Annotated in this window: 19 protein-coding genes and 6 pseudogenes; 6 read left to right on the forward strand and 19 right to left on the reverse strand. The window is 68.7% G+C overall.

Translation table 11 applies throughout. The features are described 5' to 3' along the window. Positions 1-606: 606 nt before the first annotated feature. The 12 genes from OHS82_RS12175 to OHS82_RS12230 form a co-directional block, all read right to left on the reverse strand. On the reverse strand, positions 607-1737 hold the full coding sequence (locus tag OHS82_RS12175) for an XdhC family protein (RefSeq protein ID WP_057575521.1): 1131 nt from the start codon (positions 1735-1737) through the stop codon (positions 607-609). Between the two features lie 165 nt (positions 1738-1902). Beyond that, positions 1903-4098: a xanthine dehydrogenase family protein molybdopterin-binding subunit gene (locus tag OHS82_RS12180; protein WP_328433861.1), complete on the reverse strand. Its 2196-nt coding sequence runs from the start codon at positions 4096-4098 to the stop codon at positions 1903-1905. Further along, the gene (locus OHS82_RS12185) at positions 4095-5075 is read right to left on the reverse strand and encodes an FAD binding domain-containing protein (RefSeq protein WP_328433862.1); all 981 of its coding nucleotides are present in this window, start codon (positions 5073-5075) and stop codon (positions 4095-4097) included. The genes OHS82_RS12180 and OHS82_RS12185 overlap by 4 nt, the downstream gene beginning before the upstream one ends. Before the next feature lie 7 nt (positions 5076-5082). Continuing rightward, positions 5083-5733, reverse strand: coding sequence for a (2Fe-2S)-binding protein (locus OHS82_RS12190; RefSeq protein ID WP_057575514.1), 651 nt, complete (start codon positions 5731-5733; stop codon positions 5083-5085). 396 nt (positions 5734-6129) lie between these two features. Continuing rightward, on the reverse strand, positions 6130-6543 hold the full coding sequence (locus OHS82_RS12195; protein ID WP_046917644.1) for a (R)-mandelonitrile lyase: 414 nt from the start codon (positions 6541-6543) through the stop codon (positions 6130-6132). A 36-nt stretch (positions 6544-6579) separates the two neighbouring features. Beyond that, on the reverse strand, positions 6580-7347 hold the full coding sequence (locus OHS82_RS12200; RefSeq protein WP_057575512.1) for an SDR family NAD(P)-dependent oxidoreductase: 768 nt from the start codon (positions 7345-7347) through the stop codon (positions 6580-6582). 98 nt (positions 7348-7445) lie between these two features. Then, positions 7446-8213, reverse strand: a complete 768-nt coding sequence (locus OHS82_RS12205; protein WP_057575510.1) for an SDR family oxidoreductase — start codon at positions 8211-8213, stop codon at positions 7446-7448. 69 nt (positions 8214-8282) lie between these two features. Next, positions 8283-9539: an MFS transporter gene (locus tag OHS82_RS12210; protein WP_046917641.1), complete on the reverse strand. Its 1257-nt coding sequence runs from the start codon at positions 9537-9539 to the stop codon at positions 8283-8285. A 180-nt stretch (positions 9540-9719) separates the two neighbouring features. After that, positions 9720-10067 (reverse strand): cyclophilin-like fold protein, encoded by a 348-nt coding sequence (locus OHS82_RS12215; RefSeq protein ID WP_046917640.1) that lies wholly within the window; start codon positions 10065-10067, stop codon positions 9720-9722. Between the two features lie 191 nt (positions 10068-10258). Next, complete coding sequence (locus OHS82_RS12220) at positions 10259-10924, reverse strand: SDR family NAD(P)-dependent oxidoreductase (protein ID WP_319646038.1); 666 nt, start codon at positions 10922-10924, stop codon at positions 10259-10261. Positions 10925-11083: 159 nt separating this feature from the next. Next, on the reverse strand, positions 11084-12037 hold the full coding sequence (locus tag OHS82_RS12225) for an alpha/beta hydrolase (RefSeq protein ID WP_319646039.1): 954 nt from the start codon (positions 12035-12037) through the stop codon (positions 11084-11086). 55 nt (positions 12038-12092) lie between these two features. Then, the gene (locus OHS82_RS12230; protein ID WP_057575505.1) at positions 12093-13109 is read right to left on the reverse strand and encodes a zinc-dependent alcohol dehydrogenase family protein; all 1017 of its coding nucleotides are present in this window, start codon (positions 13107-13109) and stop codon (positions 12093-12095) included. 172 nt (positions 13110-13281) lie between these two features. Here OHS82_RS12230 and OHS82_RS12235 point away from each other — a divergent pair, with 172 nt between their 5' ends. From OHS82_RS12235 to OHS82_RS12245, 3 genes and pseudogenes are all read left to right on the forward strand, one after another. Beyond that, positions 13282-14163, forward strand: a complete 882-nt coding sequence (locus OHS82_RS12235; protein ID WP_078907469.1) for a helix-turn-helix domain-containing protein — start codon at positions 13282-13284, stop codon at positions 14161-14163. 321 nt (positions 14164-14484) lie between these two features. Continuing rightward, positions 14485-15096, forward strand: coding sequence for a hypothetical protein (locus OHS82_RS43515; protein ID WP_443061777.1), 612 nt, complete (start codon positions 14485-14487; stop codon positions 15094-15096). A gap of 233 nt (positions 15097-15329) precedes the next feature. After that, a pseudogene (locus OHS82_RS12245) lies at positions 15330-15446 on the forward strand (transposase); the annotation flags it as partial. 270 nt (positions 15447-15716) lie between these two features. On the opposite strand, the gene OHS82_RS12250 reads toward OHS82_RS12245, so the two are convergent. Continuing rightward, positions 15717-16655, reverse strand: coding sequence for a helix-turn-helix domain-containing protein (locus tag OHS82_RS12250; RefSeq protein WP_266726588.1), 939 nt, complete (start codon positions 16653-16655; stop codon positions 15717-15719). A gap of 282 nt (positions 16656-16937) precedes the next feature. On the opposite strand from OHS82_RS12250, the pseudogene OHS82_RS12255 reads away from it, so the two are divergent. Beyond that, a pseudogene (locus OHS82_RS12255) lies at positions 16938-17819 on the forward strand (IS5 family transposase). A 22-nt stretch (positions 17820-17841) separates the two neighbouring features. On the opposite strand, the gene OHS82_RS12260 reads toward OHS82_RS12255, so the two are convergent. The 5 genes and pseudogenes from OHS82_RS12260 to OHS82_RS12285 form a co-directional block, all read right to left on the reverse strand. Further along, entirely contained in the window at positions 17842-18324 is a 483-nt protein-coding gene (locus tag OHS82_RS12260) for an SRPBCC family protein (RefSeq protein ID WP_328433863.1), read from the reverse strand. Between the two features lie 153 nt (positions 18325-18477). After that, positions 18478-19597, reverse strand: a pseudogene (locus tag OHS82_RS12265) (ISL3 family transposase); the annotation flags it as partial. 38 nt (positions 19598-19635) lie between these two features. After that, positions 19636-20508: pseudogene (locus tag OHS82_RS12275) on the reverse strand (IS701 family transposase); the annotation flags it as partial. 266 nt (positions 20509-20774) lie between these two features. Then, entirely contained in the window at positions 20775-21698 is a 924-nt protein-coding gene (locus OHS82_RS12280) for an RNA polymerase sigma-70 factor (RefSeq protein WP_328433866.1), read from the reverse strand. A gap of 177 nt (positions 21699-21875) precedes the next feature. Next, a complete protein-coding gene (locus OHS82_RS12285; protein ID WP_266726578.1) occupies positions 21876-22643 on the reverse strand; it encodes an SDR family oxidoreductase in 768 nt (255 codons plus the stop codon). A 328-nt stretch (positions 22644-22971) separates the two neighbouring features. Here OHS82_RS12285 and OHS82_RS43520 point away from each other — a divergent pair. Beyond that, a pseudogene (locus tag OHS82_RS43520) lies at positions 22972-23088 on the forward strand (IS5/IS1182 family transposase); the annotation flags it as partial. 70 nt (positions 23089-23158) lie between these two features. Here OHS82_RS43520 and OHS82_RS12290 read toward each other — a convergent pair. Beyond that, a pseudogene (locus OHS82_RS12290) lies at positions 23159-23996 on the reverse strand (IS5 family transposase). 245 nt (positions 23997-24241) lie between these two features. On the opposite strand from OHS82_RS12290, the gene OHS82_RS12295 reads away from it, so the two are divergent. Continuing rightward, positions 24242-24994 carry an alpha/beta fold hydrolase gene (locus OHS82_RS12295; RefSeq protein ID WP_328433867.1) on the forward strand — a complete coding sequence of 251 codons (753 nt, stop codon included), beginning with the start codon at positions 24242-24244 and terminating at the stop codon, positions 24992-24994. Positions 24995-25033 lie beyond the last annotated feature (39 nt).

Consider the following 25033-nt stretch of genomic DNA (forward strand, 5'->3'; position numbering starts at 1 on the left):
TCAGAAACAGCGTCGAACGAGCGTCAAGACATTTCCCGAACCCGTCTCTGACGGAGTTGAGGCAGACCGTTCTGGACCCACGCCCCTGCTGCGAAACCGCAGGTGAGCCACGTGGCGGGAACCTACGACATGCTCCACACGGTGAACTTCGGGAAACAGGTCGAGCACCACCGACCACGCCTGAAAGACCCAAGAAAGTCGCAGGTCAGAGGATCTTTGCGCTGGGCTCCAGGATCGCCACGCACTCCACGTGGTGCGTCATCGGAAAGATGTCGGCTTGAACGGGTCTCGGAAAAGGCCAGGTCAGAGGCCATTTCTCCGCTCGCTGTGCCGCCTGCGGGAGGCCAGAGCGTCAAACGAGCGTCACGGCGTGCAGCACGTCCCTTCTCTCCGGGACGGAACAGGCGGCCACGATCAGCTGCCCCGGCACGGCCCGTCGGCACGGCAGGCAAACCTGTGGGCTTTCGGGCTGACCGACCGGTGCACCCGATGAAGCCGTACCTCTGCACTCCATCGAGAACGCCAGGGCCTCGTTTCTTCCAGGCCGACGGCTGCTCGCAGAGGGACAATGGGGACAATGAACCCTTGTCGGTTCGTGAGGCCGGCCTACCGGTGACTCGCCGACTCCGACGGCCGGTGGATCGGGCCGCTGATCCGGGTCAGGGGTCTGCCTGTGCCGTGGTTGGCCTGGGCGATGATCTCCGCGGTGATGGAGACGGCCGTCTCCTCGGGTGTGGAGGCTCCAAGATCGAGGCCGATGGGGGAACGCAGCCGGCCCAACTGGTTCTCCGTGACGCCCTGCTCCCGCAGGCGGCGCATGCGCTCGTCGTGGGTGCGCCGCGAGCCCATGGCCCCGACGTAGGCGACGGGCAGGTCGAGGGCCAGGCGAAGCAGCGGGATGTCGAACTTGGCGTCGTGGGTGAGGACGCATACGGCGGTACGCTCGTCCACGCCGGTGCGTTCCAGGTAGCGGTGGGGCCAGTCGACGACCACTTCGTCCGCGTGCGGAAAGCGGGCGGGAGTGGCGAAGACGGGGCGGGCGTCGCAGACGGTGACGTGGTAGCCGAGGAAGCGGCCGGCCTGGCTGAGGGCTGCGGCGAAGTCGACGGCGCCGAAGACCAGCAGGCGCGGCCGGGTGGCATGGACGTGGACGAGGACGGACAGCCGTTCGGGGCATTCGTCTGCCTGCCCGCCGGTGTCGATGCGGACGGTGCGGCCCGCCCGCAGCAGGGCCCTGGCCCGGTCGGCCACAGCCCGGTCCGCCGGACCGCCGTCGACGCGCCCGTAGGCGGCATGGCCGCCGCCGAGCACGCTCAGCGTGGAGCCGAGGAGGCGCTCCGGGCCGTCCACGACCTGTGCCACGGCGACCGGTCGCCCTTGAGCGATCTCGGAGAGGGCCGTGGACACGTGCGGCTGGGCTGCGGGATCGATGCGCTGGACGAAGACGTCGAGCTCGCCGCCGCAGGTCAGACCGACGGCGAAGGCGTCGTCGTCGGAGTAGCCGAACCAGGCCCGCTGCGGAGTGCGCCGGTCACGGAGCACCTGCCGGCACAGTTCGTAGACCGCTCCCTCGACGCAGCCGCCGGAGATGCTGCCGACGGCGTTGCCGTCTTCGTCTACCGCGACCGACGTGCCGACCGGCAGAGGGGCGCTGCCGCGCACGCCGACGATGGTGGCCAGGGCGAAGGGGCGTGCCTCGCGGCACCAGCGGTGCAGTGTGTCCGCGATGTTCAGCATGGCAGTTCTCCACGGCAGGGCAAGGACGGGAAGGCGAGCGGGCCGCCGCCACGACGCGGGGAAACGTCACGCGGCGGCGGTCCTGGGAGGTCCGGCAGCCTCCGGGCAGGACGGGGCGGCCTGCCGGACGAGCGGTGTGCATCCCGCCGGACCGAAGTCCGCGGATCAGAGCAACGCCTCCGCGGTGATGGGCAGTTCGCGGATGCGGCGGCCGGTGGCGTTGAAGACCGCGTTGGCGATGGCGGGCGCCACCCCGATCATGACGAGCTCGCCGAGTCCCTTGACGCCGAGCGGGTCGGCCTCGCGGTCCTCGCCGTCCAGGTAGATCGCCTTGAGGTCGGGGATGTCGGCGTTGACGGGCACCAGGTAGTCGGCGAGGTTGGCGTTGACGATGCGTCCGTCGCGGTGGTCGGTGAGCGTGTGCTCCAGCAGGGCTGTGCCGATGCCGCCGACCATGCCGCCGAGGGCCTGGCTGTCGGCGAGCTTGGGGCTGATGATGCGGCCCGCGTCGTACACGCCGAGTACCCGCCGTACCCGCACCAGGCCGAGCGTCGCGTCGACGGCCACTTCGGCGAAGGTGGCGTTGTAGCCGTAGAAGGAGTGCCGCTCCGGGCCCGAGGGCGGCGCGAAGGAGCCGTCCGCTTCCAGGTGGGTGCGGTCGTTGCGGGCCAACAGCCGCTGGTACGTCTCACCGAGGGCCGGATTGTTCTTCACGTGCAGCCGCCCGCCCCGTACGACGATGTCGGCGGCCGGTACGCCGTACAGCGGTGATTCGCGGTCCTCGACGGCCAGTTGGATCGCCTGGCGGCGGACCTTGTTGCAGGCGTCGAGGGTGGCGGAGCCGACGCTGGCCATGGTCATCGAGCCGCCGTGCGGTGGGGTCGGCGGGTAGAGGGAGTCCCCAAGCCGGAAGGTGACCGTGCGCACGGTCAGCCCGAGGGCGTCGGCGGCGACCTGGGTCTGGGAGGTGTACGTGCCCGGTCCCATGTCAGTCGCGGCGGCATCCACCACGGCGGTGCCGTCGGCGTCCAAGCGGGCTCGCGCCTGGGCGGGCATGCGCGCGGTGTCGTAGACGCCGGCGGCCATGCCCCTGCCGATCAGCCAGTCCCCCTCACGCGTCGAGCGGGGCCTGGGGTTGCGGCGGTGCCAGCTGAACTCCCGGGCACCGACGGTGTAGCACTCCCGCAGCCGGCGGGTGGAGAACGGCAACCCACTCGACTCGTCCTCGTTCGGCTCGTTGCGCCGACGCAACTCGATCGGATCGACGCCGAGCTTGTGGGCGAGCTCGTCCATGGCCGACTCGATGACGAAGGACGCCGTCTGGAAGCCGGGGCCGCGCATGTACAGCGGTGTGGGCAGGTCCAGCGGCACCGTCCGGTACCTCTGGGTCACGTTGGGCATGCTGTAGAGCATCTGCCCGGCTGCCAGGATGGACTCGGTGAACTTCTCGTACGACGACGTCTCGGCGTCCAGCTCGTGCGCGGCGGCGGACAGCCGGCCACGCCGGTCGCTGCCCAGGCGCAGGCGGTACTCGTACGAGGGCCGGAAACCGGTCCCGAGGTACATCTGCTGGCGACTGAGGACCAGCTTGACCGGGCGCTTCGTCACACGGGCGGCCAGCGCGGCGACGACCACGTGCGGCCAGCAGCGCAGCGCCGTGCCGAAACCGCCTCCGACGAACGGCGAGATGACCCGCACTGCGTCCGTCTCCAGGCCGAACACCGCCGCGAGTTCGGTCTGCGTGCCCACCACCCACTGGGTCTTGTCCCACACGGTGAGCCTGTCGCCGTTCCAGCGGGCGATGGTGGCGTGCGGCTCCATGGGGTTGTGGTGGTTGCGGGCCGTGCGGTATGTCAGGTCCAGCCGTACGGCCGCCGAGCGCAGGGCCGCTTCGGCGTCGCCGCGCGCGTAGTTGGTCGGCTCGTCCGGTTCGGCCTCGGTCAGGTCGGTCGAGGGTTGTTCGGCGTCGTAGCCGACCTTGACGAGGCTCGCGCCGTGCTGGGCGGCCTCCAGCGTGGTGGCGACCACGACGGCGACCGGCTGGCCGTGGAAGAGCACCCGGTCGTCCTGGAAGACCCGCAGCCTGCGCCCGGGCGGGTTGTTGGAGCCGGAGTTGTCGCGGTACGGCAGCTTCGGCGCATTGCGGTGGTGGATCACCTTCAGTACGCCCGGAAGGGCTTCGGCGGCGCCGCTGTTGATCGACATGATGCGGCCGAGGCCGATGGCCGCGTCGACGATGACGGCGTGAACGGACCCGTCGACATCGTGTTCGGCGGCGTACAACGCCTTGCCCGTGACCTTGAGCCGGCCGTCCACCCGGGACAGCGGCGCACCCACGGCTGCCTGCGGCTGGGGGCTCACTTGGTACCTCCTACGACGCGCAGCTGGCGTTCGACAGTGCGCTTGAGCAGCTCGACCTTGAACCGGTTGTGTTGCAGGGGACGGGCGCTGTCCGCCGCCTTGGCGGCAGCGGCCGACCAGAGGGCCCCCGAGGGGCGTTCACCGAGGAGGTGCTGCTCGACGGCGGGCAGTTTCCAGGGCACGGTGCCCACTCCCCCGGCGGCGACCTTGGCCTCGCGGATCACCCCACCGCGTATGTGCAGCGCGACGGCCGCCGACGTCAGGGCGAACTCGTAGGACTGCCGGTCCCGCACCTTGAGGTAGCCGGACCTGAGCGGGCGCGGAAGTGCGGGGATCTCGACCGCCGTGATCAACTCACCTTTACGCAGGGCCTGTTCGCGTTGAGGAGTGCTGCCGGGCCGCAGAAGGAAGTCGGCGAAGGGGACTTGGCGTGCTCCGTCCGGGCCCAGCAGGTGCACCCGGGCCTCCAGGGCGGCGAAGGCCACGGCCGCGTCGGACGGGTGCGTGGCCACGCAGGCGTCGGAGGTCCCGAGGATCGCATGGGTGCGGTTGAAGCCGTGCAGCGCGGCGCAGCCCGAGCCGGGCTCACGCTTGTTGCAGGCGGCGGTCACGTCCCGGAAGTACGTGCAGCGGGTGCGCTGCATGATGTTGCCGCCGATGGTCGCCATGTTCCGCAGCTGGGCCGACGCGCTCAGCTCCAGCGCCTGGGAGACGACGGGGTACAGGGTGCGCACCTTGGGGTGGGCGGCGGCCTCGGACATGGTCACCAGAGCGCCGATACGCAGGCCCCCGCGCTCGGTGACGGTGACCTCGCGCAGCGGCAGGCCGGTGATGTCCACCAGGGTCTCGGGGCGTTCGACGGTCTCACGCATGAGGTCGACGAGCGTGGTGCCGCCGGCGATGTAACGGCCGCCGCGTCGACCGGCGTTGAGCGCCTCATGGGTGTCGGACGCCTTGGTGAAGTCAAAGGGATACATCAGGCCCTCACTTCCGGCCGGCGGTCTGCCCGACCGCGCGCACGATTTTGACGTAGCAGCCGCAGCGGCAGATGTTGCCGCTCATCCACTCGCGGATCTCCTCCGGCGAACCGGTATGACCTTCCTGGATGCAGCCGACGCCGGACATGATCTGTCCGGGGGTGCAGTAGCCGCACTGGAAGGCGTCCTGGTCGATGAACGCCTGCTGCAGTGGGTGGAGTTGATCGCCCTCGGCCAGGCCCTCGATCGTCGTGACCTCAGCGCCTTCCAGACGCACCGCGAGCGTCAGGCAGGCGTTGTGCCGCTGCCCGTCGACCAGGACGGTGCACGCCCCGCAGGCACCGGCGTTGCAGCCCTTCTTCGAGCCTGTGAGGCCGAGGTGCTCACGGAGCAGGTCCAGCAGAGAGGTGCGGTTGTCGACCGTCACGGTCCGGCGGGTGCCGTTGACCGTCAGGGAGACGCGACTGGAGGGCGGCGCCTCGGCAGCGCTCACCTCCTGCGCGTCGGCCAAGATCGTCCCGCCGATCACACCGCCCGCGACCACGGCACCGCCGACCGCGGTGCCGGTGGCGATGAACGTGCGCCGACTGGGTGCCGAGGAGGACTCGTCGGCTCCGGTGGGGGGAGGAACGTCGAATTCAGGGAGTTCAGCAGACATACGTACGCCTTCGCATCACGGACGGATCCGTCGTGCACGACAGAGGGACGGCAGGCGGGATCGTCGCCACCACGGGCATCGGTGACCGCTCACCTCGACAGGGGGCTGGTCTCGCGGGAAGTCTTGCACCACCGGCAACACTCGTGGCAGGGAGACTTTCCTCCCCCTTTACGCTCCGTCAGGAGCGAGTGGCCCACGTCATCGGGGGCACTTGCGCACGGGGCGAGGCGGGACAGAACCGCGTCGCCCCCCGCTTATGGGTGCGTCCGCGTCGCTCACCACGTCGTCGCGTGTGGCGGACTGATCGTTCGCTCCGAGCAGGTCGCCGACACGGCCCCTCCCCCGGGACACCGTGACATCCCGTGTCGGCCCGGGGTGTGTGATCGAGGGGCGGGGTTACTGGTTGCGGGTGCGGGGGCCGTTGTACTGCTGGTCGGTGACCGGATCGGCCCAGGCGGTCTCTGGAGTGCCGTCGCCGGAGCCCTCCCACAGGGCGATGTGCTCCATGAACCGGTCGGGGGTGGCGCCGTGCCAGTGCTCCTCGTTCGGCGGACACGTGACGGTCTCGCCGGGGTGGGCCTCGAAGACGGTGCCGTCCCGGGTGCCGATCAGGGCGATGCCGGAAACGACGTGCAGGGTCTGGCCCAGGGCGTGGGAGTGCCAGTTGGTGCGGGCGCCCGGCGAGAAGCGCACCAGGTTGGCACGCATCCTGGACGGGGCCTGGCCGGCCACGATGACGTCCCACCACACGTCGCCGGTGAACCAGTCCGCCGGGGCCTTGCTGCTGGGCTGCTGCTTGATGAATTCCATGACGGAGCTCCAGTTTTGTCGATGCGTCGGTTGTCTCTAGCGGGCGACGTAGCCGCCGTCCACGGGGAGGGCGACGCCTACGACGAAGCCCGCTCCGGGACTGCACAGCCACAGGACGGCCTGGGCGATCTCCTCGGCCGTACCGAGGCGATTGATGGGCTGGTCGGCCTCGGCCTCGGCGCGGTCGAGTTCTCCCTTGGCGATCATGTCGCTGACCATGGGGGTGTCGATGGTGCCCGGGCAGATGGCGTTGACGCGGATGCCGCGCGGGGCGTATTCGAGTGCCGCGCTGCTCGTCAGACCGATCACGCCGTGCTTGGAGGCGTGGTACGAGGCTCGGCCGGGGAGGCCGACCAAGCCGCCGAGGGAGGAGCAGTTGACGATGGCTCCGCTGCTCTGGGCGCGCATGTGCCGAAGTTCGTGCTTCATGCAGGCCCAGATGCCACGGAGGTTGATTCCGTTGACGCGGTCGAAGCGTTCGGCGGGTTCGTCGGCCGCGTCGCTCGGCGGGATCTGGATGCCGGCGTTGTTGTAGGCCATGTCGAGGCGCCCGAAGGTCTCGACGGTGCGGTCGACCGCGGCGGCGACCTGGTCCTCGTCGCTGACGTCGCAGGTGAGGGCGAGGACTTGGTGCCCGGCGTCGGCGAGTTCCTTCGCGGCCGCGTTCAGGGCCGCTTCGTTGACGTCGGTGAGGGCGACGGCGGCCCCGGACTCGGCGAACGCGCGGGCGGTCGCCAGGCCCATGCCGGCGCCTGCCCCGGTGACGAGGGCGACCTGGCCGGTGAAGTCGTAGGTGGGATTCACGTCGTGGTCTCCGTTCAGTGCAGAGGTACGGGTGGCGCGAGTGGCGTCGGGCTGCCCGGATGCGCTGCGGCGGCACGACGCCTGGCCATGAACCCCCGTCAGACGGTCTGGCCGCCGTCGACGACCAGGGCGTGGCCGGTGGTGAAGGAGGCGGCGTCCGAGCAGAGCCAGAGCACGGCGGCCGCGATCTCGTCCGGTGTGCCGAGGCGCCCGATGGGCTCATCCGCGATCAGGGCGTCCCGTCCTCCGGGTGTGCTTTCGGCGAAGCGCTGGATCATCTCGGTGTCGATGATGCCGGGGCAGACGGCGTTGACCCGGACGTTGGACGACGCGTAGTCGAGGGCGGTCGAACGGGTCAGGCCGATGACGCCGTGCTTGGCCGCGGCGTAGGCCGCCTGTCCCTTGAAACCCTTGACGCCGGCGCCCGACGAGGCGTTGACGATCGCGCCACCTCCCTGCTGGAGCAGCAGGGGGATCTGGTGCTTCATGCACAGGAACATCCCGGTCAGGCTGACGCCGATGACGCGGTCCCACTCGTCCTTCTCGATGTCCGCGGCCGGTTTGACCGGCTGCTCGACGCCGGCGTTGTTGAAGGCGACGTCCAGGCGTCCGAACGCCTGAATGGTGTCGTCCACCGCGGACCGCACGTCGTCTTCGCTGGTGACGTCACAGGTGAGGGCCAGAGCCTGCCCGCCCGCCTCCTCGATGAGCCGTGCGGTCTCCCGCAGGCCGTCCTCGGACCGGTCGGCGAGGGCGACCCGGGCGCTCGCGCGGGCGAAGGCGACGGCGGTGGTTCGGCCGATGCCGGAGCCGGCTCCGGTCACGAAGGCCACCTTGCCGGTGAAGTCCGCGGTGTTCGCAGTCATGTGCAGATTCCTCTCGCATGCTGGTACGTCGTCGGGTTCGGATCAGCAGGACGCGGATCCGGGCTTGAGTCAGTGCTGCGACGACACCTGCGCGGGTTCGTCGTGTCGCGTCTGCGTGGGAGCGCTGCTCCGGGCCACGATGCGGCCCTTGCGGGAAGTGCCGTGGACGGCGAGGGCGCTCAGGGGCAGCAGTGTGAGGGCGGCGATGACGGTGCCGACCAGGGGCGGCCCGGTCAGGCCGAGGGAGGAGTCCAGGGCCGTACCGGCAATCGCCGAGCCCGCGGCGATACCGGTGTTGAAGGCGGAGGTGGTCAGCGCCGAGGTGAGGGTGGGGGCGTCGCCGGCGAAGCGCATGGCAAGCGCGGTGACGACCGGGTTGACCGTGAAGCCGGTCAGGCCCATGAGGAAGACGAGCAGGGTGGCCGTCACCGGGTTGCCGGACAGCGGGATCATCAGGAGCAGGACCAGGGCGGTGGCCGCGGCGGCCGTGATGGTGGTGACCGTCGGACGTCGGTCGCCCAGGCGGCCTCCCGTGGTGGTGCCGCCCAGCGCGCCGACACCGAAGGCGATCAGGACGAGCGGTACGGCGCCTTCGGGGATACCCGCGCGGTCGGTCAGCAGCGGCGTGACATAGGTGTACGTCGCCAGCACACCGCCCATGATCAGCATCGCGGCGCCCAGCGCCAGCCACAGCCGGCCCTGCCGCAGAGCCCGGACCTCGGCCCCGAGGGACACCTCGGCGCGCTCCTCCTGGGCCGGGATGAAGCGCCCGATGAACACGGCGGCGAGCCCGGACAGGACGGCCAGGGCCCAGAAGGGGCCGCGCCAGCCGGTGAACTGGCCGGCGAAGGAGCCGACCGGCACGCCGACGACGTTGGCCAAGGTCAGGCCGCCGATCATGACGCCCGTGGCCCGGGTGGCGTTGCGCGGCCCCGCAGCGGTGGTGGCGACGACGAAACCGACAGACCAGAACGCACCGGTGGCCAGGGCCGTGACGACGCGGGCCAGGAGAACGATCGTGAAGGACGAGCTGAGGGCGGCGACCAGATGTCCGAGGCAGAACACGGACAGGGCCAGGACCAGCGTCTGGCGCTGGGGCAGGCGCAGGGTCGCCATCGCCATGGTGGGCGCGCCGATGATCATGCCGACGGCGAAGGCGGTGATCAGCAGGCCGGCGTGGGAGACGCTGACTCCGAGGTCACCGGCCAGTTCCGGCAGCAGGCCGGCGACGACGAACTCGGTGGTCCCCATCAGGAACGTGCCGGCGGCGAGCACCCAGACGACGAAGGGAAGCTTGCCGGGGGTGGTCCCGGATGCGGAAGGCATACGTGTGGTCTCTCCTTGCGTGGAATTCGGCGGATCGTGGGGGCTGAAGTCGTCACGGCGGATGGACGGACGGCGCAGCCAGGTCTTCGACGGTTCCATGGAACGGAACGGGCGAAAAGGGGAGGATCTTCTCCCCCTTTCTTTCGGCTGCTCTCCGTGACCGGCGAGAGGTGGCGTGGGTCAGGGCGCGGCTTCGATGGTGATCTCGTCGGCGGTGGCGAGCTGCTCGGCGCCGCCGTCGGCCATATGCCCGAGGGGGACCAGGCCGGCCGCGTAGGGGGCATCGCGGTAGTAGGTGGCGAGCTGGTTCCAGGGCGCGTAGTACGCCAGGTCACCGACCTCTTGGTCGGCGCCTTCCGGGGCGCCGGAGGTGGACAGCTTTCGCGGCAGGTCGGCGATCTTCTCGGCCTGGTTGAAGTCGCGCAGGGACAGGGTGAGGGGCAGCTGGGCGGCGAAGTCGCGGGCGGTGGGGCTGTCGTTCAGGGTGGCGGCGACGTGGTGGCCGTTGAGCGTGAGCCGGATGTTCATGGCGGTTGTCCTGCCGGGTGAGGTGGTGGCGGCCGCAGCTGTCGAAACCTGCGGCGACGCGGGCTCGGAAGGAGAGGAGGAGGAAGAGGAGGAATCGTTGGAGCAGGCGGTCGCGACCAGCAGCAGGGCGGCGGCCGGGACCACACGCGCGAGAGCGCGACGGGGTGCCGGGTTCACGGGTCGTCCTGTGGCTAGTCGGGCAGGGGCTCGGAGTAGTGGCGGAAGCCGTCCCGCTGCTGGTGGATGTCGTACAGCCGCTGTGCCAGGGCGTCGGGGCTGCTGTGCTCGGCGTCGGGCCGGATGGCGCCCGGGATGATCAGCTGGGCGGCGTGGATGTTCTCCGGGGCGAGCGTGTCGTGCAGCATGCGGGCGTAGGCGCTTTCGGCGGCGAAGGCGATCGAGGTGCCGGCGACCTTCGGGTTGGGGCGTACGGCGCTGGAGCCGTTGACGAACAGCAGGGCGCCACGGCCGAGTTCGCGCATGCCGGGCAGGACGGCGTTCACGGCGGCGACGGGGCCCTTTACGGAGAAGGCGAGCGGCGCGTCCAGGTCGTCGGCACCGGTGTCGAGGACCGGCTTCATGAAGTCGGCGCGCGGCACCGGGCTGTACTGGAGGATCTCGATGAGGCCAAGGTCCTTGGCGGCCGCGTACAGGGCCGCGTCCAGTGACTCGATGTCGAGGACGTCGGCGGGGAAACCGCGCGCCTGAATACCCTCACGGGCCAGCTCAGCGGTCATCTCCTCCAAACGCTCGGCGTTGCGGGCGATGAGGGCGACGGTGTGGCCGGCGCTTCCGAAGCGGCGGGCGGTGGCCAGCCCGAGTCCCGGGCCGGCGCCGATGAGAGCGAAGGTCGTCATGAGGTTCGTCCTTCCTTGTGTGAGGCGGTGGCTCCCGCCCGCATTCGCGCTACCGTGATGCGGGCCCGACGGTGTGGATGCTGGGCGGGAGGGGGCCGAGGCAGGGACGATGTGCGCCCCGCGCCGTCCGGTGCGGCCGTACGCGAGGGCGGCGTGCGATCAGGCCAGGTTCTTGCTGAAGAACTCCTCCAGCTGGTCGAACGGGATCAGGTCCGTCCTGTCGTACAGATCGACGTGGCCGGCGTTCGGGACGGCGTAGAACTCCTTGGGCTCGGCCGCGAGTTCGTAGGCGTCCTCGCTGAAGTACCGCGAGTGGGCGTTCTCGCCGACGACGAACAGGATGGGTCGCGGCGAGATCCACTCGATCTTCGACAGCAGCGGAAAGTTCATCAACGACATGCCGCTCGTCAGCGTGAACTGGGTGATGGAGTTCGGGTGGTAGCCCCGGGGAGTGGAGTAGAACTCGCCGAACTCACGGCCGACCGGGTTGGTGTTCTCGTCGAATCCGATGGGCGCGCCGCGCGGGGTCAGGGCGGGGGCGTTGGCCTCGAAGTCCGCGTACCGCTGCTCGGCGATGGCGTCGAGCATGGCGCCTCGCTCCTCCGCGGTGAGAGAGCCCTGCCGGCCCTCTGAGGCGATGCGGGCGATGTCGTACATGACGACCGTGGCGACCGCCTTGATGCGCCGGTCGACCTGGGCCGCGCTGAGCGCGAAGCCGCCGCTGCCGCACATGCCGACGACGCCGATACGGTCCCGGTTCACGAAGTCACGGGTGCCCAGGTAGTCGACGGCCGCATGGAAGTCCTCGGTGAAGACGTCGGCGGAGGAGACGTGTCGCGGGTCGCCGCCGCTGTAGCCGTTGTAGGAGGGGTCGAAGGCGAGGGCCACGAATCCGCGCCGGGCCAGGTTCTGGGCGTAGATGCCCGGGCCCTGCTCCTTCACGCCGCCGTACGGCGCGCCGACGATGATCGCGGGGTGTTCCTGCGAGGCGTCGAAGTCCTTCGGCTGGTAGAGGTCCGCGGAGATGGTGATCCCGTACCTGTTCTCGTACGACACCGGCTTGCGGGTGACGTTCTCGTCCAAGTCGAAGATGTAGTTGTCTGCTCCAGGCATTCTTGTCTCACTTCTGTGGCGCTTGACAGGGGCAGCCGGTCAGGGGGGGTGGGGGTCAGGGCTTGAGGAGCGCCTTGATGGCGCGGCGCTCGTCCATGGCCTTGTAGCCCTCGGCGACCTGGTCCAGGGGCAGGGTGAGGTCGAAGACCTTGCCCGGGTTGATCCGGCCGGACAGGACGCGGTCGATCAGGTCGGGCAGGTAACGGCGGACCGGGGCGGGGCCGCCGCGCAGGCCGACGTGGGAGAAGAACAGCTCCTCGCCGTCAACCGACACGTCGTGCGGGACACCGACGAAGCCGACGTTGCCGCCGGGCCGGGTGGAGTGCAGGGCCTGCCGCATGGACTCGGCGGTGCCCACGCACTCCAGCACGGAGTCCGCGCCGATGCCGCCGGTGAGGTCCTTGACGCGGGCGATGCCTGCGTCGCCGCGTTCGCTGACGATGTCGGTGGCGCCGAACTCCAGGGCGAGCCTCTGGCGGGACTCGTGCCGGCTCATGGCGATGATCCGCTCGGCGCCGAGTTCCTTGGCGGCGATGACGCCGCACAGGCCGACCGCTCCGTCACCGACGACCACGGCCGTCGAGCCGGGCTTCACCTCGGCGGCGAGGGCGGCGTACCAGCCGGTGCCCAGCACGTCGGACACGGCGAGCAGGCTCGGCACGAACTCGGCGTCCGGGTGCTCGTCGGTGGCGACGAGGGTGCCGTGAGCGTTGGGGATGCGCACGTAGTCGGCCTGGCAGGTGCTCATGAACTCGCGGTGCAGACAGGACGACTGCCAGCCGTTACGGCAGTTCACGCAGGTGTTGTCCGAGGTGGCGAAGGAGCCGACCACGAACTGGCCCGGCTTGACGTTGGCGACCTCGCTGCCGACCTCCTCGACGATGCCCACGTACTCGTGCCCCATCGGGTGCGGGTCGCCGATGGGTTCCGCACCGCGGTAGGGCCACAGGTCCGAGCCGCACACACAGGTGGCGACCGTGCGAATGATCGCGTCGGTCGGGTTGATGATCTTCGGGTCGTCGAGGTTCTCGAAGCGCACGTCGCCGGGGGCGTAGATGACTGCTCCGCGCATGGGGTGCTTCCTTCGGTGCGGGGATCGGTGAGCGCGCAGCCGGTGATCTCGATCGGCTGCTGGCTATCGAGCCTCACACGCGAGAACAAGCACGAAAAGCGGAGAAATTCATCCTGGGAGGGGAACATCCTGGGAGTAAATTGTCCCCCCTTTCCCGGGTGGGATCGGTGTCATGCTGGGAAGCATGACCGCCAACGTCCCCCTCAATGAGCTGGGAGAATTCCTCAAGAAGCGCCGCTCCGAGCTGAGCCCGCGCACGGTCGGACTGCCCGAAACCGGCAAGCCCCGCCGGGTGGCCGGGCTGCGCCGCGAGGAGGTCGCCCAGCTCGCCAGCATCAGCACCGACTACTACACCAGACTCGAACAGGGCCGCATGCAGGCATCGGCGCCCGTGCTGGATGTCCTCGCCCGGGTGCTCCATCTGGATGACGACGAGCGCGGCTACCTCTTCCAGCTCGCGGGCAAGACCACCACCCGCGCCCGGCGCCGAGGCCGGCAGAAGGTCCAGCCGCAGCTCCAGCGTGTCCTGGACGACCTCACCGCCACCCCGGCCATCGTGCAGGGCCGGCGCGGCGACATCCTGGCCTGGAACGCGCTGGCCGCCGCTCTGGTCACCGACTTCTCCCGCGTCCCGGAAAAGCACCGCAACTACCCGCGGATCATCTTCACCACTCCCGCGATGCGCACCCTGTACGCCGACTGGAAGACCTCCGCGCAGATCGCCGTTGCCCAGCTGCGGATGGAAGCCGCGAAGTATCCCGAGGACCCCCGCCTGATCGAACTGGTCGGTGAACTATCCCTGCGCGACAAGGAGTTCGCCCGGTGGTGGGGCGAACACCACGTCGCCGCCCGCACCGTCGGCACGAAGACCCTCAACCATCCGGTCGTCGGCGAACTCGTCCTGGACTGGGACACCCTCACCGCCAACACCGACCCCGACCAGCACCTCACCGTCTGGACCGCCGCCCCGGGCTCCCCCACCCACGAACGACTGCGCATCCTCGCTTCCTGGGCCGCCGACCAGGACCTGCCGGCCTCCTCCCCCCTCAGCTGACCGCGACCGGCCGCCGCCGTAGGAGCAGCCGGCGGATCGTGCCGGTCGCGTGGCACAGAGGGAGGCCCGTGCCTGGCCTGGCCCCCGGGGACGCGACGCCGACCAATACCTGCCGGTCGCCTCCCCTCACCAGCTGACGGCGACGGGCCGCCCCCCGGAGGCGGCCGGTGGAGTCCTGTGGCAGGCGGAGCCACCCCCGACGAGGACAGGGTCGGCCGTCCCGACGCGGGACAGAGCAGTCGCAGGCGAGCAGGTCGGGCGAGCCACGCCCGGCCAGACCAGCTGACCGTCCACCTGACGCTCCGTCGGAAGCAGCGTCAAATGAGCGTCGAGACGGTTTCCCGTTATGCCCTACAGAGTGTGGGGAACGCTTGCATCATCTCCCGAGACGCCCACGAAGTCACAGATGTCGGCTTGAACGGATCCCAGAAAAGTCCTGGTCAGAGCCGGTTTCTCGGCTCATCGTCCTTCATGCAGACGCCCAGAGCGTCACAGGGAGACGCTGCCCGGGCCCTGGCCGACGACCTCCGCACACAGATTGACGACCTGCGGACCCGGTTGGGGGAGGCCGAGATGCACCTGGAGCACCTCACGATCACCCGCAAGACCGTCACCGGCCTCGCCGACCGACTAACGGCCGTCGCGCCGGACCTGCCAGAGCACCCGGACTACCCCCGCATCCTCGCCGCCTTCAACCACGCGTCCGGGCCGCTACGGGCCAAGGACGTCTGCGAAGCCCTCGGCCACGAACTGCTGTCCAAGAACGTCGAAGGCACCCGCGCCACATCACCCTACGACCCACCCACTGAGGGAGTACGACCACAGGGCGATACGGCAGGCGATGATGCTGCCAGCCTCGGCGGCGGGAACCAGGCGCCGGTAAGCGCCCCGAGCGGCAGGCCGACCAACCGCTCGTTCTGCATCAGAGGGTGAGAAGCCAGAGGCTGAGTCCGACGAATGCGACCCCACTGACGCCGAAGGCAATAGCGAGTTTCGGGTTACGCAGCCGGGGTGTGTCGAGGCTTGCGAGGACGCCGAAGAAGCAGAAACCGGCGATAAGGAGTGCCCCGCATGCCATGAGGAAGTACTTCATCTCCATTGCCCCCGTGTTTGGTGTGTTCGTGGACGCTACGGCTTCCGCAGCCGCCAGACAGCGGTGGCCCAGCGACGTATTCAACGCACTCCTCTACATCAACCGCACCGGAATCCCCTGGAAATACCTCCCGCACGACTTCCCCAACCACGGCAGCGTCTACGCCTACTACGCCGCCTGGCGCGACGAGTCGGGAAGATGGTCGGATTCGGCGAGGGCCTGACCAATCACCTCCCCGGCCGCGACGCGTTGGGGCGGGGTCATCTCATCGACAGCCGAGAGGACCTGCCGGGCCAGGGCGGTTCCTTCGCCCGCCAGGGAATGCAGCACCTCGGCCTTGATGTTGGCGGGTCGCCACGGCCCCAACAGGAGTTCGACCCGGCGGCCGCGCTGCCCGTTCTCATGTCCGCAGGCGATCCCTGGACTCATTCAGGGATCCGGGGCGTGCCCACTGCGGTGACTATGCGTCACGGTCATTTCGCAGGGCCTGGATGAGCCAGGGGTACACCGGGATCAGGTTCGGTACTACCTGCCAGCCGTTGACGATCCACACCAGCCGCCAGTACCGGTCCACCCTGGGATCGTGCGCCTCTTCGAACTGCTGGACCATCCAGTCCCGGAATTCTGTGTCAGGGGTGCGCGCGAACACCTCGGCGAAGCGGTGCACAAGGTCGTCGATGACGGGTGCGCCCCTGTCGCTGAGCGGATCGATGCCCGACTCCATGGCCTCGGCCACCTTCTGACGGGTGAATTCCATCAGTTCCTCGCCGGCATCGCATTCGATGTCGAGCGGGCGCCCGGCGGCCTGACGTACGGCCGTCCGGCGCATCCGGGCACGGAAATCCTCGTCGCCGACCAGCTCGGCGAGCTCCACCCACGCGGCGACCTGCTCGCTGGTCGGATCATCGGGGAGGTCGGGAGTGGCAGCGCGAACCATGGCCACCGCGGTCGGGTCGGCATCCACTGTGCCGAAGGTGCCATCCACGAAAGCGTCGATCAAACGTCGGCGTTCCTCGCCGGACAACTGTGTGAGCCTGTGCATGAGTGTGGTCTCCTCAGGACTGGACCCGCGTCTGGCTACGACTCGCAGAACGCTCCGACGCAGTTGCAGCACCCGGATCTGGACGTCTATGGCGTCGGCGTGCGCCGCGGCGACTTCCGTCACCGAGAGCTCGCGGTCCAGTACCCGTTGAATAGTGGCCAGGTCCATGCCCAGCTCGCGCAGTGTGCGAAGGAGTTTCAGACGAAGCAGTGCGTCGAGGTCGTAGAGCCGATAGCCGGCGGGACTACGGGTGGTCGGCGCCACCACCCCCGAATCGGAGTAGAACCGGATAGTCCTCACAGACAAGCCGGTCCGTCGGGAAAGCTCCCCGATCGAGTAGAGGGTCGTAACGTCCATGCCCCCACTCTGCTGTCTCCAGTCACTGGAGACTCAAGGCCATTGTTCCCGAGCAGGGCCCCGACCACGAGACGTCCTCCGAGTTGCTGAAGCATGCGTCGCGTGCTCTTCGCTGACCGCCAGGATGAAACGGGCACGCCTTGCACGTGCTGGGCGAGCGATGGCAGCGACATGCGAGACCGCTCGCTGACGGCCTACGGCTACCAGCCCTTGGACTCATTCATCTAGGGGCGTGTCCGACGGATCGCGCAACCGTTCCGGGTTCGGCTCGTTGGCATGTCCATGAGGCGGGAGGATCTCACGAACGAGAAATGGGCCCGACTGAAGCCGCATTTGCCGAAGTCGGTTGAGCAGGGCGGCCGTTGGGCGAGCCACCGCAGGATCATCAAGGGAATCCTGTACCGGCAGCGCAAGGGGGGTGCCGTGGCTGGATCTTCCTGCGCGTTTCGGCTCGTGGAAGACCGTGTACGAGCGGCACAGACACTGGTCGGCGGACGGCATCTGGGACAGGATCTTCGCGGCCGTCCTGGCCGACGCCGACGCGGAGGGCCGCATCGACTGGTCGATGGTGAGCGTGGACTTCACCTCCTGCCGGGCGCATCAACATGCCGCCGGAGCCGTAAGAAGGCCCCGCGAGTCCCCGGGAAAAGACGCACGCCCTGGCAGCGCCGCCCCGACGAGGGGTTCGGACCCTCCCGGGGCGGCCTGACCAGCAAAATCCACCTCGCCAGGGAAGGTGGGCGACGACCACTCGCCTTTCTGATCACGCCGGGTCAGTGGGGGGATGTTCCACAGTTCGTCCCCGTCATGGAACGGATCTGGGTGGGCCGACTCGATGGCGGCCGACCCCGCACACGCCCCGACCGCCTCGGCGGAGACAAGGCGTACTCCTCCCGCCACAACCGCCGCTACCTGCGCAGACGCCAGATCAAGCACACCATCCCCGAGCCGAAAGGCCAGCGGGCCAACCGCCAACGACGCGGCAGCAAGGGCGGCCGCCCCACCGGCTTCGACAAGACGATCCATGAGCGCAGGAACGAAGTCGAGCGAACGATCAACGCGCTGAAGAACTCCCGGGCCGTCGCGACAAGATACGACGAGGGCGCCTACGTCTTCCACGGCACCGTAACCGTCGCCGCAATCCGACTCTGGCTCCGCGTCTGAACGAGCGGGCCGCCGGTGCGGTTTATCCGGCGTGCTCGGCGGCACGCGCTGCGGACATCCCTCGGATGACTTCCAGAGTGTTCTGCACGACCTGCAGGGTGCTGACACGCATGCGCTCGGCGGCCTCGCTGTCGTGGTCTGCCCCGGCTGCCTGGCCATGGAACAGGACCTCGTTGGCGAAGGTCAGGGTCAGGCCGCCGGACTCATCCTCACCAATCTCGTTGTGAATCACCCACGTAGCGCGGCCGTCCCGACGGTGGAAACTGACACGCTGACCTTCCTGGAAGGAGACATCCTCGCGGATCCGTTCACCGCGTACCACTACCTCGCGCACCAAGCCGTCCTGCCTGCGCTCCAGTACGGTGCACTCTGACATTCCGACAACGAACGGGACAGCATTCTCCGCTTTGCTGCGAAGACCAGCCCACACCTCGTCACGGTCAAGCACGTACTGACCAGCCTGAGACTGATCGTTGACGGGCTGAGTGACCTCGACGTGAATCACGACGGCTCCCATGACGTGGCAGATCGAACAGCGACTATCGCGTCAACTGCCGTGGAAGAAGATCCATTCCACCCGACCAACTGCAGAACGCGCCGGTTCCGGACTGTAAAATGTTCGGCCCTGTCTCGCATCCGGTGGTGACGGAGCGTGCTGTTATCCGAGGAGGATGCGGTGGCGAAGCAGGGTGAAGCCTGCTCGTCCGTGCATCTGGCGTGCGATCCGTTTGGTCTTGGTGTTGACGCCCTCGGTAGGGCCGTTGCTGTACGGAAGCGTGAGGGCGGCGATCACGGCGTCGATGTCCCGGTCCAGGCCCCGGGTGAAGGCGTGTAGGTGGGGCAGATCGGCTGTTCGGACTTGGGCGATCCAGCGCGTGAGCACGTCGGGATTGTCGGTGTGTGGAGTAAGAAGCGGGGCGAAGTCTCTGATGCCTGAGGCCAGTTGCGTCATCTCGGGGCAGGCGGCGGCGAGCTTGGCCAGGAGCTCGTGCTGCTCGGGCTTGAGGTTGTCGGGTCTGGTCAGCAGCATCCGGGCGAGTCGGCGTGGCGAGATATGGCTGCGGTCGGCGTCCGCGCGGCCTTGGTTGATGTACTTGTGCGGAAGGTTCGGGCAGCCCGTGAAGCCGAGGGTCTTGATCTCTTCGAAGAGGTGCTGGACGGGGACGCCGGGGTCTTCACTTCGGCGTTTGCGTAGGTGCTCGCGGTAGGAATCGAGCAGGCCGGCACGGTACTTGGGGACGCGGAGCATACGCTCGGGCCGGTCGGCTCGGGCGTAGCGTTTGACGGTGTTCAGGGCCAGTTGCAGTCGGCGGGCGCATCGAGCAGGCCCACGCCCTTCTCGAGCAGGCCAGGACCTGGTGCCGGCGTTCGAGGGTGGTCTGAGTGCGGGGCCCGTGGTAGATCGGTGCGTCCAGTACGGTGGCCCAGCAGGTGCTGCGTGCCTTCACCTCGCGCAGGGCGGCTTCGCACAGGTTCTTCCATAAATGCCAGCGATCACCGACTTGCACCGCGTCTGGCAGAGCGCGGCGGATGGCCTCGGCGTAGGTGGTTGAGCCGTCGCGGCACACGGCCTCGATGCCCGGATGTTCGTGCAGCCACGCTTCCAGGGTGTCGGCCGTGCGGTCGGGCAGTACGTCGATCCGCTCATGGGTCTCGGCGTCGATGATCACGGTGGCATAGCGGTGCCGTCGGCGCAGGGCGAAATCGTCGACGCCGATCACGCGGGGCACCCGGCCGGTGGGCAAGGGGATGCGCAGCAGGGTGCGCAGGGCCGTGTGACCACCGAATGTGAGACAGGGCCGCTCGTTTGACAGGCCCTCAGCACCGCTAACCGCAAGCTCATCGCGCCTTTGCTGCCCTGGCGCCAGGTCACCTCGGTGAACCGGCCGGCACCGGCCTCGACTGCGAGGGCGGAGACGGCCCGCGGTGGGATGCGGTAACGGGGCAGCGTCGGCGGCCCGAGCCCGCCATCAGCGGGGCCGATGCGGCTCGGCATCCTCCGGATGGGCGACTTCCTTTCCGGTCAGGCCCAGGACATAGGCCAGCCCTCGCTGCTCGAGACCGAGCCGGAATGGGGTGCTGACGCCGTAGCCGGCATCGGCGACCACCACCGGCGACTTCAACCGCCAGGCGGCGAGTGTGTCGAGCAGGCCAAGCGCCAGACGCCACTCTCCTGGTGGCCGGTGCCGTCGGGGACTCCGGCCCTGCGGCGGCGGTCCGGCTCATCCGCCCACTCGCGCGGCAGATACAACTGCCAGTCCAGCGGGCAGGACGCGGTGTCGGGGGCGGCATGGACGCTGACCGCGACCTGGCAATTCGCCCGCTTGCCGACCGCCCCGCAGTACTGCCGGGCCACCCCCACCGACGCGGTGCCGCACTTGGGGAACGACACGTCGTCGATCACCCACACCTCGGGCGTGATCGCCTCGGCCAGCCGCTCGGCGATCCGCCGCCGCACCGGCCGCGGATCCCACGGCGACTGGTTCACGAACTGCTGCAGGGCCTGCATGTTCCCGTCCGGCAGCCGCTCAGCCATCGGCTGGACCGACTTCCGCCGACCGTCCAGCATCAGACCCCGCAGATAACACTCACCCCACCGCCGCTGATCCCGCCGCGGCACGGAAGCGAACACATCGGCAACGAACTCCGATAACTCACCCCAGAGCCGTTCCACCTCCCCCAATCTCATACCGGAGAGGATGCCCACCACCAGCAGAGATCACCCAACGTAACGAAGCACTACTAGGATGACCAGCGAGAACGCCCTGAGTGTCGGTGGCAACCGGTTCGAGCTTCTCGGGTAGGTGTCACCCAAGATGGCCTCTTGGTGGGTGCCGACCATCGCGGCCAACCCGTACGGGGGGCGAGGACAGCCCGGGCACCTCCGTTACGCCAGCCCGCCGGTGTCGGCCTGAGCCCCTGCAACCCAGCCCTGGAGCGCAGTCGGCTCTTCGGTCAATCTTTGGGCCGGTCTGCCTGGTTCGCCTCACGGAGAGACACCCAGGCGTCCGCTACTGGACCGACGTGCCCGAGCTTATCGGGGTTGTTCACCGTGTGGATTGTCTGGATCTGGCCGTCGAGTACGTCGAGCGCCCAGATGCTGAGGACCTGGCCGTCCCGGTCGCGGAAGATCGCGCCCGGCTGGCTGTTCACCTGCCGCGGCTCCACAACACCACCGCTCCTGATAACCAGCGGCACGAACGCCGCGAGCACCCGGACCACGTGCCCGGCACCAAGGACGACCGGCTTGAACCGCGGGGCCTTGCCGCCACTGTCGCCGATCATCGACACGTCGGCGGCCAGCAGCTCGGCCAGCCCGTCGACATCCCCTTCCCGAAAGGCGTCAAAGAACCGTTCGGCGAGTTCCTCGCGCTCCTTCCGGTCCGCCTCGAACCGGGCCCGGCCCGCGTCCATGTGACGGCGCGCCCGCACCGCGAGCTGGTGGCACGCCGCCTCCGACCGCCCCACGGCCGATGCGATCTCCGGGAAGCCGAAGGCGAACACCTCCCGCAACACGAAGACCGCGCGTTCGAGAGGGGTGAGCCTCTCCAGCAGGAGCAGGGCCGCCATCGACAGCGAGTCCGCCAGCTCCGCCGACCGCGCCGGATCCTCGTACGGGTCGGTCAGCAGCGGTTCGGGGAGCCACGGTCCGACATACTCCTCCCGCCGGACGCGGGCTGAGCGCAGCACGTCGATCGAGATCCGGGTGACCACGGTCGACAGGAACGCCTTGGCCGACCCGGGCTGGGTGGAGGTGGCCTGGTAGCGCAGCCAGGCCTCCTGGACCGCGTCCTCGGCCTCGCTCACACTGCCCAGAATCCGGTAGGCGATCGAGAACAGCAGCGGCCGCAGGTCCTGGAACTCTTCCGTCTTCGTCACGCCGGCTCCTCCTTGAATCTCTGCCGCCACGAGGGTGGCGTCGGCTCCCAGCTGGAGAAGCCGCGCCCCTCGGCCATCAATTACCACTGCCTGTCGTGTGGCCGGCAGCAGGGCCGGGCACCTGCGGACCGGCTATGGCGCCCGGCCCGCCGAACGCCCCGTTGTCCAGGGCCACCATCACCAGGGCACCGGGCCCTCCTCACTGAAGAATCCGGCGGTCGGGCCATCCGCGCCGAGCATGGCCAGGCGCACCACGCCTGCGGCACCCTGCGCGACCGTAAGGAATCCGGTGTGGTTGTTGCTGTCCGTGTCGACGAAGCCGGGGGCGACTGCGTTGACAAGGATGCCGTCCTTCCGCAGCTCAATGGCGTACTGCACGGTCAGCGCGGTCAGTGCGCTCTTGGACGGCGAATATGCAGCCGACGGCAGCAGTGCCGCGAAGGGGCCGTCCGGATCGCTGGTGAGACTCAACGACGCGGCGTGGCTGCTGACGTTGACGATGCGTGGTGCCGGCGACCGCCGCAGCAGTGGAATCATGGCGTTGGTCACCGCAATCACCCCGAAGACGTTGGTCTCGAACACCGCCCGGACCATGTCCAAGTCGACAGAGCTGGGGACTTGGTCGTGGGCCTCTTCGGGCGAGACCTGCCCAGAGCCGGTGATGCCGGCGTTGTTGATCAGTACGTCGAGGTAGCCGAAGCGCTCCTCAACCTGCTTCGCGGCCTCCTGGACGGTGGCCTGGTCGGTGACGTCCAAGGCGACGGCGTGCACGTCTCCGCCGGCCGCGCGCACCGCCACAGCGGCTTCCTCACCGCGCCGCAGGTCTCTGGCACCGATCAGGACCGTCATGCCCAGCGCAGCGAGTTGCTCGGCAACCCCACGACCGATCCCCTTGTTCGCCCCGGTAACCAGCGCGACCTTCTGATGTGTCGTCCGCTCGCTCATGCCCAGCTCCCTGTTGTCGAGGTGGGGTTCTTCTCAGAACCTGTCTTCGCAACCTGAGACGAGACAGCCCGGTCGTCTCTGACACGCGGGCAGAATCAACTGTTCTCGGTCGAGGCGATCTGGTCAGAGTCAGGCAGGACGGTCTACTCGCCTTCGAGGTTCACGAAGCAGCAACCGGTGACAGAAAAGCTGCAAAATGGCCGTTACTGAACCTCTTTCATCCTGGGGTCTGAGGAGTGAAACAGGCTGGTCAGGTGGGTGACGTGGCGAAGCCCCTCGTCGTTGGTGTGATGATCTCACTCAACACGCCGACGGTCGGGGGGCTTCGTTGGTTCCGCATCCTTCCACGCTCGACGTCCCGCACGAGCTGGTCGAGCATGTCTCCTGGCTCATCTACACCCGAAGGCGTGAACTTCGCTCACCGTGGCGGAAGTTGAGATGCTTCAAGTGACGGCTGGCGCATTTCCCGGCGGGTCATCCATCTCACGTGGCCACATCGCTTTTAGGGGGTGCTTTCAGAAAGCCGGGTGCTTGCGGGCGAGTGTCATGCAGTGGGCGAGTTGCAGGAAGGCGTCGTGCATGTCGTCGCGTACTTCCCACCGGATCCACAGGCGCGAGGGCCATGGAGCCAGGCGATGGCGGACTCGGCGTTCCAGCGGACCTTGCCCAGGCCCGAGCCGTGCTGCTGGCTCCGTCGAACGATCTTCGGTGTGATGCCGAGCTCGCGCAGTCGGCGGTGATAGAGGTCGTAGTCGTGGCCGCGGTCGGCATACAGCATCCTGGGTTTGCGCCGGGGGCGGCCCCGCTTGCCCCGCACCGGCCCAAGGCTGTCGATCAGCGGCAGAAGCCGGGTGACATCGTGGCGGTGACTGCCGGTCAGCGACACCCACAGCGGCGTGCCGCGGGCATCGGTCAGCACGTGATGCTTCGAGCCCGGCCGCCCGCGGTCAACCGGCTCGGACCGACTTTCGGGCTGCTGCGCCCCCGCTTGGCCTGCACATGAGAGGCGTCGATGGTGGCGCGGGAGAAGTCGAGACGGTCCGCCGCCCGCAACCCGTCCAGCAGCACCCGCTGGAGCTCCTCCCACACCCCGGCCTCCTGCCACTCGGCCAGCCGCCGCCAGCAGGCAGGACCGGAACCGAACCCCAACTCCTACGGCAGGAACTCCCACTGGACACCTGTGTACAGGACGAACAGCACACCCTGGAGCGCCTTGCGGTCATCGATCCGCTCACGCCCCGGGTACCGGAACCGCCGCTCATGCTTCGGCAACAGCGGCTCGATGACCACCCACAACCCGTCACCGACCTCCCACGGCTTCCGCCGCGGCTGGTCACAGCGCCCAGAAAACACGGGATTACGTACATTCTCCACCGTGCCACAACACGATCTTCCTGCAAGGACCCCTAAAAAAGACGTAACACCGCCATGAACGCTTTCACCACCGCCGTAGCCGTCGGGGCGGAGGAGCCGCTCAGCCCCGGCTACGACGCGGCGACCAAGGACGACGCCGAGTTCAACAAGCACTTCCGGCACGGCTTCACCACCATCGACGACGTACAGATGCACTACTCATCGGCGACGACGGCCCGCAGGTCATGGTGCTGCTGCGCGGCTGGCCGCAGAGTTGGTACGAGTACCGCCCGATCATGCCCTCGCTGCTGCCCGGCCGCACCGTCATCGCCATCGACCTGCCGGGCATGGGCGACTCGACCGGAAACCCGCCCTCCATGACCAAGACGGTCCTGGCCACCTACGTCCACAAGCTGCTCAACCACCTCGGCCACCACGAGAACGTACACGTCGTCGCCCACGACCACGGCCTCAACGTCGCCTACCCACTGGCCGCCCAGCACCGCGACCAGGTGGCGGGCCTGTTCCTCATGGACGCCGCCCTCGTCGGCAAGAACCTGAAGTTCGCCACCCTCGAATCGATGTTCTGGCACTTCTCCTTCTTCATGCAGAATCCGCTCGCCGAGGAACTGGTCACCGGCCGGGTCGAAACCTTCCTCACCCACTTCTTCCAGAGTGTGAAGACCGCCGGCGAGAACGTCTCCGACGACGAACTGGCCGAGTTCGTCCGGGTGTACTCCCGCCCCCAGGTCCTGCACGCCGGCTTCGGGCTCTACCGGACCCTGACCCAGGACGAGGCCGACAACACCACACTCCAGGACACCCCGCCGACCATCCCGGTCCGCATGATCACCCAGGCCGGCGTCGCCGACATATTCCTGCCGACCGTCCAGGACGCCGCCCCCCACGCCACCTCCGCCGTCGTCACCGGCGCCGGACACTTCCTCGTCCACGAAGCACCCGACCGCGTCCTGGCCGCGCGGTCGCCGAGATGGTGATCGGCTGGGCGCTGGGGCAGCCACTGCCGGAGACGGTGG

The organism is Streptomyces sp. NBC_00425 (assembly GCF_036030735.1).
GTDB lineage: Bacteria > Actinomycetota > Actinomycetes > Streptomycetales > Streptomycetaceae > Streptomyces.

What these genes read in the sequence shown, in the direction of transcription:
- OHS82_RS12220 (WP_319646038.1), bottom strand. Translation starts at nt 10,924, where the DNA reads ATGACGACCTTCGCTCTCATCGGCGCCGGCCCGGGACTCGGGCTGGCC.
- OHS82_RS12225 (WP_319646039.1), bottom strand. Translation starts at nt 12,037, where the DNA reads ATGCCTGGAGCAGACAACTACATCTTCGACTTGGACGAGAACGTCACC.
- OHS82_RS12250 (WP_266726588.1), bottom strand. Translation starts at nt 16,655, where the DNA reads ATGGACGTTACGACCCTCTACTCGATCGGGGAGCTTTCCCGACGGACC.
- OHS82_RS12285 (WP_266726578.1), bottom strand. Translation starts at nt 22,643, where the DNA reads ATGAGCGAGCGGACGACACATCAGAAGGTCGCGCTGGTTACCGGGGCG.
- OHS82_RS12190 (WP_057575514.1), bottom strand. Translation starts at nt 5,733, where the DNA reads ATGTCTGCTGAACTCCCTGAATTCGACGTTCCTCCCCCCACCGGAGCC.
- OHS82_RS12295 (WP_328433867.1), top strand. Translation starts at nt 24,242, where the DNA reads ATGGTGCTGCTGCGCGGCTGGCCGCAGAGTTGGTACGAGTACCGCCCG.
- OHS82_RS12205 (WP_057575510.1), bottom strand. Translation starts at nt 8,213, where the DNA reads ATGACTGCGAACACCGCGGACTTCACCGGCAAGGTGGCCTTCGTGACC.
- OHS82_RS12235 (WP_078907469.1), top strand. Translation starts at nt 13,282, where the DNA reads ATGCTGGGAAGCATGACCGCCAACGTCCCCCTCAATGAGCTGGGAGAA.
- OHS82_RS12210 (WP_046917641.1), bottom strand. Translation starts at nt 9,539, where the DNA reads ATGCCTTCCGCATCCGGGACCACCCCCGGCAAGCTTCCCTTCGTCGTC.
- OHS82_RS12230 (WP_057575505.1), bottom strand. Translation starts at nt 13,109, where the DNA reads ATGCGCGGAGCAGTCATCTACGCCCCCGGCGACGTGCGCTTCGAGAAC.
- OHS82_RS12215 (WP_046917640.1), bottom strand. Translation starts at nt 10,067, where the DNA reads ATGAACATCCGGCTCACGCTCAACGGCCACCACGTCGCCGCCACCCTG.
- OHS82_RS43515 (WP_443061777.1), top strand. Translation starts at nt 14,485, where the DNA reads ATGAGCGTCGAGACGGTTTCCCGTTATGCCCTACAGAGTGTGGGGAAC.
- OHS82_RS12195 (WP_046917644.1), bottom strand. Translation starts at nt 6,543, where the DNA reads ATGGAATTCATCAAGCAGCAGCCCAGCAGCAAGGCCCCGGCGGACTGG.
- OHS82_RS12185 (WP_328433862.1), bottom strand. Translation starts at nt 5,075, where the DNA reads ATGTATCCCTTTGACTTCACCAAGGCGTCCGACACCCATGAGGCGCTC.
- OHS82_RS12175 (WP_057575521.1), bottom strand. Translation starts at nt 1,737, where the DNA reads ATGCTGAACATCGCGGACACACTGCACCGCTGGTGCCGCGAGGCACGC.